The sequence below is a fragment of the Mesorhizobium sp. M4B.F.Ca.ET.017.02.2.1 genome (assembly GCF_003998955.1).
Taxonomy (GTDB): domain Bacteria; phylum Pseudomonadota; class Alphaproteobacteria; order Rhizobiales; family Rhizobiaceae; genus Mesorhizobium; species Mesorhizobium abyssinicae.
The window spans coordinates 1-8787 of the sequence record NZ_RZOF01000266.1 but is presented as its reverse complement, the minus strand read 5'-3'; the positions used below and the strand labels follow the sequence as shown (position 1 = coordinate 8787).

The window sequence follows — 8787 nt, the reverse complement described above, 5'->3', positions numbered from 1 at the left end:
CAGCGGCCGGCCGCTGCGCCAGCGGCTGGCCGACCGTCTCGACGGCATGCGCCGCGCCGTCATGACCATCAAGGCACAGCCCGAGATGGCGTCGATCCGCACCATCAACCTGGCGGTGCTGGCAGGCGAAATCCGCAAGCTCGCCGCCGCCATCCACACCGAGGCGGCGTCGCCGAAGAGCGACGTCATCGCCGACTGGGCGGCAAGGCTGGAAGCTACCTGCGAGGCGCATGTGCACGACTCGCACAATGACGAGAACGCGGTCGAGGCCTTGCGCGCCAAGTTGCTCGCGTTGCGCGAGCGCACCCGTCGCTACGCCTTCGAGATGGATTTCTCCTTCCTGATGCGGCAGGAGCGCAAGCTGCTGTCGATCGGCTACAGGGTCGAGGAGCATCAGCTCGACGAGAGCTGCTACGACCTGCTCGCCTCGGAGGCGCGGCTGACCAGCCTGTTCGCCATCGCCAAGGGCGACCTCCCGACCGAGCACTGGTTCCGGCTTGGCCGGCCGATCGTCGAGATCGGCTTCCAGGGCGCGCTGATGTCCTGGTCGGGCTCGATGTTCGAGTACCTGATGCCGCCGCTGGTGATGAAGGAGCCGCATGGCTCGATCCTCAACCAGACCAGCAAGCTGATCATCAGGCGCCAGATCCAGTACGCGCGCTCCAAGAACGTGCCGTGGGGCATTTCGGAAGCGGCTTACAACGCCCGCGACCGCGAGCTCACCTACCAGTACACCAATTTCGGCGTGCCCGGTCTCGGCCTCAAGCGCGGCCTTGGCCAGAACACGGTGATCGCACCCTACGCGACGATCCTGGCGGCGCAGTTCAATCCGCGCGAGGCGGTGCACAATCTCGCCCGGCTGAAGGCGATCGGAGCGCTCGGCCGGCACGGTTACTACGACGCAGTCGATTTCACCCCGCAGCGCGTGCCGGAGGGCACCGACCATGCCGTGGTGCTCAACTACATGGCGCACCATTCCGGCATGTCGATCGCCGCTGTCGCCGACGCCATTTTCGAGGGCCGCCTGCGCGATCGCTTCCACAGCGATCCGGTGATCGAGTCGGCCGAACTGCTGCTGCAGGAGAAGGCGCCGCGCGACATTCCGGCCGCCACCGTCAGGACCGAGGCCGACGAGCGCGCCAAGGACGAGACCGAGACCGAGAGCCCGGACACGCGCGTCATCCTCGACCCGGCCAAGGCACTGCGCGCCACCAATGTCATGTCCAACGGCCGCTATTCGGTCATGGTCACCGCCACCGGTTCCGGCTACAGCCGCTTCGGCGAGCTTGCCGTCACCCGCTGGCAGCCGGATCCGAGCGAGGACCGGCTGGGCTCCTACATCTTCCTGCGCGATGCCGGCACCGGCGACTGGTGGTCGGCGACATCGGAGCCGCGGCGCGCCGACCATGAGCGCGTCCAGACCCTGTTCTCCGACGACAAGGCGAGCTTCGTCAAATCGGTCGGATCGCTGCGCTCCGAGGTCGAATGCATCGTCATCTCGGAAGGCAATGGCGAAGGCCGCCGCGTCACCCTCTACAATGATGGCGCCACGGACCGGCACATCGAAGTGACCTCCTTTGCCGAGCTGGTGCTGGGCAACGAAGCCTCCGACAACGCCCATCCGGCTTTCTCGAAGATGTTCGTCGAGACCGAGATTGCGCCCAACAATGGCGCGATCTTTGCCATCCGTCGCAAGCGCGACAAGAACGACCCCGACATCGCCATGGCGCATTTCGTTACCGATCCTTCGGGGCCGTCGCGCGATGCCGAGGCCGAGACCGACCGGCGCGCCTTCATCGGCCGCGGCCGCACCATCGTCGACGCGGCAGCTTTCGATCCGGGCGCCAAGCTCGGCGGCCATTCCGGCTTCACGCTGGACCCGGTCGCCTCGCTTCGCCGCCAGGTGCGCGTGCCCGCCAACAAGAAGATCTCGCTGACTTTCTGGACCATCGTCGGCACCAGCCGCGCGGAACTCGATGAAGCCGTCGCCCGGCTCGACCATCCGGAAAGTTTCGCCCGTCAGGCGATGCTGGCCTGGACCCGCAGCCAGGTGCAGACCCGCCATCTCGGCCTCAGCCTGACCGATGCCGCCAATGTGCAGAAGCTGGCGCGCTATCTGATCTATCCCGATCCGTTCCTGCGCCTGCCGGCGGATTCCATCGCCTCCGGGCTCGGCAAGCAGTCGAGCCTGTGGCCGACCAGCATCTCCGGCGACTTCCCGATCTTCCTGGTCCGCATCGGCGACGTCGCCGACCTGGAGATCGTCGCCCAGGCGCTGCGCTTCCAGGAATACATGCGGGCACGTGGCATGATGATCGACTTCGTCGTCGTCAATGAGCAGGCATCGTCCTACGTGCAGGACCTGCAGCGGGCGGTCGAGACGCTGTGCGAGAACAGCCGCCTGCGCGGCAAGGAGCTCGGCCCGCGCCAGCACATCTTCGCCGTGCGCCGCGACCTGATGGACGAGGCCACCTACAAGACCCTGCTGGCGGTCGCCCGCGTCGTTCTACACACGCGTAACGGCACCATCTTCGACCAGATCGAGCGCGCCGAGGCGGCGGCACTGCAGGCGCGCGACGCCCTGCAGCAGGCCGGTGGCGTCGGAGCTGCATCGACCTTGCCGGCCATTGCGCCGCCGCCATTCGCGGCGCCAGGGCCGGCGAGCGCCAGTGCCGATGGCAGCGGCTTGAGCCTCTGGAACGGTTTTGGCGGCTTCGACGGCGACGGCCGCCACTATGTGACGCGTCTCACCGGCCGGCGTACGACGCCGCAGCCCTGGATCAACGTCATCTCCAACGCCTCGTTCGGCTTCCACGTCTCGGCCGAGGGCGCCGGCTTCACCTGGAGCCGCAACAGCCGCGACTACCAGCTGACGCCATGGTCGAACGACCCGGTCACCAATCGGCCGGGCGAGGGCATCTACATTTACGACCAGGCCAGCGGCAAGGCGTTCTCGCCGATGGCGGCGATCGTGCGCGATCCGGCCATGACCTACGAGACATGGCATGGCCAGGGCTTCTCGACGTTCCGCTCGAAACGCGGACCGCTGTCGATGGACCTGACCCAGGTGGTCGACCCGGCCGACCCGGTCAAGATCACCCGGCTGCGCATCCAGAATGCGGGGCCCGTGCCGGCCAGGCTGCGCGTCTATGCCTATGCCGAATGGGTGCTGGGCGGTCATCGCTCGCGGACGGCGGCGACCATCGTGCCGACCAGGGATGCGGCGACCGGCGCCCTCCTGGCGCAGAACCCCTATGGGCTCGACTTCAGCGAGCGGGTGGCGTTCCTCGCCGCTGCCGGCGCCGTCCAGTCGGTGACAACCGACCGCGGTGAGTTCATCGGCCGGCACGGCAGCAGCGAATATCCGCAGGCCGTGCTTGCCGGCGCTGCCCTGTCCGACCGCGTCGAGGCTGGCGACGATCCCTGCGCGGCGATCGCCAGCGACATCGACATCCCCGCCGGTGGCGACGTCACGCTCATCTGGCTGCTCGGCGACGCGGCCACGCCCGCCGAGGCGAGCGCGCTGGTTCAGGCCCATCGCGGCAAGGATTTCGACCAGCGGCTGGCCGACAACGAACGCGTCTGGCGCGGCTTCCTCGACACCATCCAGGTCGAGACGCCCGACAAGGCGCTCGACGCCATGGTCAACCACTGGCTGCCCTATCAGAGTCTTGCCTGTCGCATCCGCGCCCGTTCCGCCTTCTACCAGGCGAGCGGCGCCTTCGGCTTCCGCGACCAGTTGCAGGACACGCTGGCCTTGCTGGCGCACGATCCGAAACTGGCGCGCGACCAGATCCTCAACGCGGCGCGCCGGCAATTCCCCGAGGGCGACGTGCAGCACTGGTGGTTGCCACGCACCGACGCCGGCGTGCGCACCATGATCTCGGACGACGTCGTCTGGCTCGCCCACGCCACGGCGCGCTACATCGACGTGACCGGCGATGCGGCGATCCTCAAGGAGCAGCTTCCCTTCATCGACGGGCAGCCGCTCGGCGAGGACGAGCACGATGCCTTCTTCACGCCGGAGGTCTCCAAGACCACCGCCTCGCTCTATGATCACTGCGCGCGGGCGCTGGATCTCGCCATCAAGCGCAGCAGCCCCGCCGGCCTGCCGCTGATCCTCGGCGGCGACTGGAACGACGGCATGAACCGCGTCGGCGAGGGCGGCAAGGGCGAGAGCGTGTGGCTGGGCTGGTTCCTGCTGAAGACGCTGGGCGACTTTGCCCCGGTGGCCAAGGCGCAAGGCGACGCCAAGCGGGCGCAGGCCTGGAACAAGCATGCCGACGTGCTGAAACGGGCGCTGGAGACCACAGCCTGGGACGGGCAGTGGTACCGGCGCGGCAGCTTCGACGACGGCACGCCGCTCGGCTCGCATGACTCAAAGGAATGCAAGATCGACTCCATCGCCCAGTCGTGGAGCGTGCTTTCGGGCGAGGGCGATCCGGCGCGTTCGACCACGGCCATGCACCAGGCGACCAAGATGCTGGTCGACGACGAGCTCAAGATCGTCAAGCTGTTCACGCCGCCCTTCTCGAAGACCGAGAAGGACCCCGGCTACATCAAGAGCTATCCGCCCGGTGTGCGCGAGAATGGCGGCCAGTACACCCACGCGGCCACCTGGTTCGTCATCGCGCTGGCCGAGATGGGCCGCACTGACGACGCCTACCGCTGCTTCTCGATGCTGAACCCGGTCAATCACGCCTCGGACGAGGCGGCGGCCGAGCACTACAGGGTCGAGCCCTATGTCGTGGCGGCCGACATCTATGCCGGCGAAGGCAAGGGCGGTCGCGGCGGCTGGACCTGGTACACGGGTTCCGCCGGCTGGCTGTACCGCGCGGCGGTCGAGGGCATTCTCGGCATCGAGCGGCGCGGCAAGCACATCACATTCAGGCCGAAGCTGCCCGGCCACTGGGACGGCTATGCGGCGACGCTCAAGATGCTGGGCGCGGAAGTCAAGGTTCGCGTCATCCGCGACAAAAAGACCAAATCCATCTCGCTCGAAGTCAATGGAACCAAGACAAAATCCTCGTCTTTCGAGCCGAAGGCCGGCGAGGCGAGTGAGGTTGTCGTCAAGATACCTGCGTAAAATCAATGACTTGATGCTAGAAGCGCGCGCCCTTCGGGGCGCGCGTCTTTTTGCGCCGTTATTTGCACATGCGCTTTGCCGGCATGCGGGCGGGCGCATTAGCTTCCGCTACGCAAGCTCTTGGTGATTAAAAATGTGGCAGCTCCCGGCTGCTGCCATGATTTCGCCGCAAGGCTGACATTTCACCTTTTATCTCAAACCGTTAGGTGATCACGGCAGATTTCGCAGCGTCGTCATCTTTTGTTCGCAGAATGGGAACGGAAGAGCTAGACGGGCATTGTTTTGCGACCCGTTAACCGGTACGTGTCAAGAAATGGTGCACTGCACAATGAAAGTTTGGCGGAGTAGCTGAAGTGTCACTTCTGCAGATCTACTGGAGAGCCCTGGGTTATCTGGCTGCCGACAAGAAGCGCGTCGCGCTGATTTGCGCCGCCAACGTCGCCCTCGCCGCGATCGCGATCCTCGAGCCGATCCTGTTGGGCCGGGTGATCGGTGCCATCTCTGAAAACGGCCCGGTGTTTTCGACGCTCGCCGTCTGGGCTGCTCTCGGCGCGTTCAACGTCATCGCTGTCGTGCTGGTGGCGCGCGGCGCCGACCGCTTCGCCCATGCCCGCCGCTCGGAGGTGCTGTGCCAGTCCTTCGAGCGCGTCATCACCATGCCGCTCGCCTGGCATCACCAGCGCGGCACGTCCAATTCCCTGCAAACGCTGTTGCGCGCCATCGAGACCCTGTTCAGCCTGTGGCTCGAATTCATGCGCGTGCATCTCTCGACGGCTATCGCGCTGGTGCTTTTGGTGCCGACCGCGCTTGCCATGGACATTCGCATGTCGCTCGTGCTGCTTGGCCTTGGCGTGCTCTATGTCGCCATCGGCCGCATCGTCATGCGCCGCACCAAGTCCGGGCAGACCGCCGTCGAGCGCCATTACCACACCGTGTTTGCCCATGTGACCGACAGCGTCAGCAATGTCGCCGTGCTGCAGAGCTACAACCGCATCGGCCATGAGACCGCGACGCTGAAGCGCTACGTCAAGGATCTGCTGGACGCCCAGAAGCCGGTGCTCGACTGGTGGGCGATCGCCAGTGCGCTGAACCGGCTGTCGTCGACCATCTCGATGATGATCGTGCTCTCGATCGGCGCCTACCTCGTCACCCGTGGTCAGCTCCGCGTCGGCGACGTCGTTGCCTTCATCGGCTTTGCAGGGATGCTGATCGCCCGCCTCGATCAGGTGTCGGCTTTCTCCAGCCAGATCTCCGAGGCGCGCGCCAAGCTCGAGGACTTCTACCGTCTCGAGGACTCTGCCGCTGACACCGCCGAGCCGGACGGCCTGCGCGAGTTGGCCCACGTCACCGGCCACGTCCGCTTCGAGAATGTCGGCTTCGAGTTCGCCAATTCGGGCCAGGGCGTCGACGACGTCTCCTTCGAGGTCCAGGCCGGTCAGACGGTCGCCATCGTCGGTCCGACCGGCGCCGGCAAGACGACGCTCATCAACCTCTTGCAGCGCGTCTTCACGCCGTCCAGCGGCCGTATCCTGATCGACGGCATCGACACCCGCTCGGTGACCCGCAAGTCGCTGCGCCACTCGATCGCCACCGTGTTCCAGGATGCCGGCCTGCTCAACCGCTCGATCGAGGACAACATCCGCGTCGGCCGCGCCGAGGCGACCTATGATGAGGTGCACGCCGCCGCCAACGCCGCCGCCGCGCAGGATTTCATCCTGTCGAAGAGCAGCGGCTACGACACCGTCGTCGGCGAGCGCGGCGGCCAGCTTTCGGGCGGCGAGCGCCAGCGCATCGCCATTGCCCGCGCCGTGCTCAAGGACGCGCCGATCCTGGTGCTCGACGAGGCGACCAGTGCGCTCGACGTCGAGACCGAGGACCGCGTCAAGGAAGCGATCGACGAGCTGCGCCGCAACCGCACCACCTTCATCATCGCCCACCGCCTCACCACCGTTCGCGACGCCGACCTGGTCGTGTTCATGGACAAGGGCAGGGTGGTTGAGCAGGGAGGCTTCGCCGAGCTGTCGCTCCGCAACGGCCGCTTCGCCAGCCTGCTGCGCGCCGGCGGCCTGCTCAACGACGAGGAAGTCCGCCGCCTCAGCCGCACGGTGACGGAAGCGGCGTAACCAAGCGCCTTTCCCTTCTCCCCTTGTGGGAGAAGGTGGCCGCGAAGCGGCCGGAGGAGGGGTGCTCCAGCTTGGCATAGCCTTGCGGCGAACCGCCTCATTTCTTCCAACACCCCTCATCCGTCTCGGCGCTGCGCGCCGACGCACCTTCTCCCACAACAAGGGGAGAAGGAAGAGCCTGCCCTGCCTGCGACAACCGCTCGATTGCCCAACACACGCCGCCGGTCTATTTAAAGCCGCATGAGCGACACCACTTCACGCCTGAGCGGCTGGGCCGACCTCGCCAACCCGACGCGCTTCGTCGGGCTGGCCGACAGGCTGGTGCCTTGGCTGGCCGCGGCCGCGGCGCTCCTTCTTGCCGCCGGGCTCTATATGAGCTTCACCGCGCCAGAGGATTTCCAGCAGGGCATCACGGTGCGCATCATGTACATCCACGTGCCTTTCGCCTGGCTCGCCATGATGTGCTACTCGCTGATGGCGGTTTCTGCGCTCGGCACGCTGGTCTGGCGCCATCCGCTGGCCGACGTCGCGCTGAAATCGGCGGCCCCCATCGGCGCCACCTTCACCGCGCTTGCGCTGGTCACCGGCTCGATCTGGGGCAAGCCGATGTGGGGCACCTGGTGGGTGTGGGACGCAAGGCTCACCTCGGTCTTCGTGCTGTTCTTGATGTATCTCGGCATCATCGCGCTGACCCGCGCGCTGGATGACGTCAGCCGCGCCGCCTGGGCCGCCGCCATCATCACCCTGGTCGGCTTCATCAACATCCCGATCATCAAATTCTCGGTCGACTGGTGGAACACGCTGCACCAGCCGGCCTCGGTGTTCCGCATGGGCGGCTCGACCATCGACGCCTCCATGCTGAGGCCGCTGCTGGTGATGGCGCTCGGCTTCACCGTGCTGTTCTTCGCCCTGCATTTGATGGCGATGCGCACGGAGATTTTCCGGCGCCGGGTGATCGCGATGCGCAGGGTCGCGGCGCGCCAGGCTAACTGATCAACCCATCCGTCCCCGCGCCGCCACCGGCAGCGTTTCCAGCACCTTGTCGCCGTCGATCAGATGCACCTGGTCGAACAGGTTCGTCACCACGCAGCAATGGTCCGGCACCACGCGAACGCGCTCGCCGATGCGAAGCTTTGCATCGCCGGAAAGCGTGACGTTGCCGTGTTCCTCGCTGAGGCCCGTCACCCTCGCGCCCGGCATTCCCAGCAACTCGCCGAAATCGGCCAGCCCCAGCGTGTCGCTGGACAGCGCCTTGCTGCCGCTATCGAGGATGGCGCGGGTCGGCGTCGGGTGGCTGACCACGGTGGCGAGCACCGTCAGCGCGCAATCGTCGAGGCTGCCGACGCCTTTGGCGACCTGGTAGCGGTCCAGGTAAATGTAGGTGCCAGGCCGGTATTCGGTGACGACGCTATCGTCGCCCGAGCGCCACATGTCCGGCGTGCCGCCGCTGGAGATGCGCTGGCACTCGAGCCCCGCCGCGGCAAGGGCCTGCTTGGCCCCTGCCAGCCATGCCTCCGCCTCCGCCTGTTTGCCGGCAGCCGGATAGGTCATCAGCCCGCCGAAGGCCAGTCCCTTGGC

The 8787-nt window shown here is 66.5% G+C and carries 3 protein-coding genes and 1 pseudogene; 3 read left to right on the top strand and 1 reads right to left on the bottom strand.

Translation table 11 applies throughout. The annotated features are described in order from the left end of the window. The 3 genes from EN738_RS25300 to EN738_RS25290 all read left to right on the top strand — a co-directional run. A partial coding sequence (locus EN738_RS25300) for a glucoamylase family protein (RefSeq protein WP_281034327.1) occupies positions 1-5086 on the top strand: 5086 nt, incomplete at its 5' end. 353 nt (positions 5087-5439) lie between these two features. Continuing rightward, positions 5440-7209 carry a glucan ABC transporter ATP-binding protein/ permease gene (locus EN738_RS25295; protein ID WP_127286088.1) on the top strand — a complete coding sequence of 590 codons (1770 nt, stop codon included), beginning with the start codon at positions 5440-5442 and terminating at the stop codon, positions 7207-7209. Positions 7210-7449: 240 nt separating this feature from the next. Continuing rightward, on the top strand, positions 7450-8202 hold the full coding sequence (locus tag EN738_RS25290; RefSeq protein ID WP_127286087.1) for a heme ABC transporter permease: 753 nt from the start codon (positions 7450-7452) through the stop codon (positions 8200-8202). Here EN738_RS25290 and EN738_RS25285 read toward each other — a convergent pair. Beyond that, a pseudogene (locus tag EN738_RS25285) lies at positions 8203-8787 on the bottom strand (D-TA family PLP-dependent enzyme); the annotation flags it as partial.

Bases quoted from the DNA above. Each gene is read 5' to 3' on its own strand.
- EN738_RS25290 (WP_127286087.1), top strand. From the start codon at position 7,450: ATGAGCGACACCACTTCACGCCTGAGCGGCTGGGCCGACCTCGCCAAC.